The sequence below is a fragment of the Sphingopyxis granuli NBRC 100800 genome, from assembly GCF_001591045.1.
Taxonomy (GTDB): domain Bacteria; phylum Pseudomonadota; class Alphaproteobacteria; order Sphingomonadales; family Sphingomonadaceae; genus Sphingopyxis; species Sphingopyxis granuli.
The window spans coordinates 1-1,306 of sequence record NZ_BCUA01000171.1 but is presented as its reverse complement, the minus strand read 5'-3'; the positions used below and the strand labels follow the sequence as shown (position 1 = coordinate 1,306).

1 protein-coding gene is annotated in these 1,306 nt (G+C 68.5%); it reads right to left on the bottom strand.

Annotated features, from left to right (window positions below):
• Positions 1-63: 63 nt before the first annotated feature.
• A complete protein-coding gene (locus SGR02S_RS19230) occupies positions 64-1,296 on the bottom strand; it encodes an NAD(P)/FAD-dependent oxidoreductase (protein WP_067113832.1) in 1,233 nt (410 codons plus the stop codon).
• Positions 1,297-1,306: the final 10 nt, after the last annotated feature.

The following is a 1,306-nucleotide window of genomic DNA, read 5'->3' as shown; positions in this document are numbered from 1 at the left end:
CGCGGCATCAGGACGACGCTGAAGCAGGCGCTGGGCGATGCGCCGCCTGGCGCTGCCTGAGCATCAGGATGCGAGGAGTTCCTTGAGCGGGGTCCGGGTGTCGGCGAGTTGCCCGGGGGTTGCCAGCAGCCCCGCGGTGACGATCATGCGGCCCTGGACATAGTCCTTCGTCGCATTGACGCAGTCGATCGCGATCACCCTGCCCTGCTTCAGATAGACGACCGAGAAGCTGCGCGTCGCGGGGTCGCCGCGCAGCACCGCCCGGTCGTGCCCGGTCGACAGGCCCGCGGTCTGGAGCTTGAGGTCGTACTGGTTCGACCAGAACCACGGGATCGCATGATAGGGCGCTTCGTCACCGACGATGCCTTTGGCGACGACATTGGCCTGGTCATTGGCGTTCTGCACCGATTCGAGCCGGATCACCGCGCCTTCGGCAAAGGGGTTTTCGTGCGCCGCGCAGTCGCCGATCGCGTAGATGTCGGGAAGGCTCGTCTTGCAATGGCGATCGACGAGCACGCCCCCGCTACCGCTCGCGCCCTCGGCACCCGCCGCGAGCAGCGGTTCCACCGCCGGGACGATGCCGATGCCGACGATGACGAGGTCGGCGGGGATGACCTCGCCGTCCGACAGGCGAACGCCGGTGACATGCGCCTCGCCCTCGATCGCCTCGACGCAGACGCCGAGCCGGAGGTCCACCCCATGCTCGCGATGCTCCTTTTCGTAGAAGCGCGACAGCGCCTCGCCCGCGACGCGCGCGAGCACCCGGTCCTGCGCCTCGAGCAGCACGACCTTCTTGCCCGCCTTGGTCAGCACCGCCGCCGCCTCGAGCCCGATATAGCCGCCGCCGATCACCACGATCTGCCTCGCCGTCTCCGACGCCGCCTTCATCGCATCGGCATCGGCGCGGGTGCGCACCCCCTGCACCCCCGGCAGGTCGCCGCCCGGGATCGGCAGCATCCGCGGCGCGCCCCCCGTCGCCCAGACGAGCTTGCCGTAGCCGATCGTCTCGCCGCCGTCGGTCGTGACGGTGTGCGCCGCCGGGTCGACACCGACCACGCGCTTGCCGAGCAGCATCGTCACGTCGCGCTCGTCCCAATATCGGGCGGGGCGCAGCTGGATGCGCTCGAATTCCTTCTCGCCCGCGAAATACTCCTTCGACAAGGGCGGGCGCTCATAGGGAAGCTCCGGCTCGTCGCCGACAATCGCAACGCTCCCCGCAAACTTCTGCGTCCGCAGCATCACCGCAACCTGCGCACCACCGTGACCGCCGCCCACAATCAATACCTCAAAATGCATCGATAACGCT

Coding starts and splice junctions, on each gene's coding strand:
- SGR02S_RS19230 (WP_067113832.1), bottom strand. CDS start 1,296: ATGCATTTTGAGGTATTGATTGTGGGCGGCGGTCACGGTGGTGCGCAG.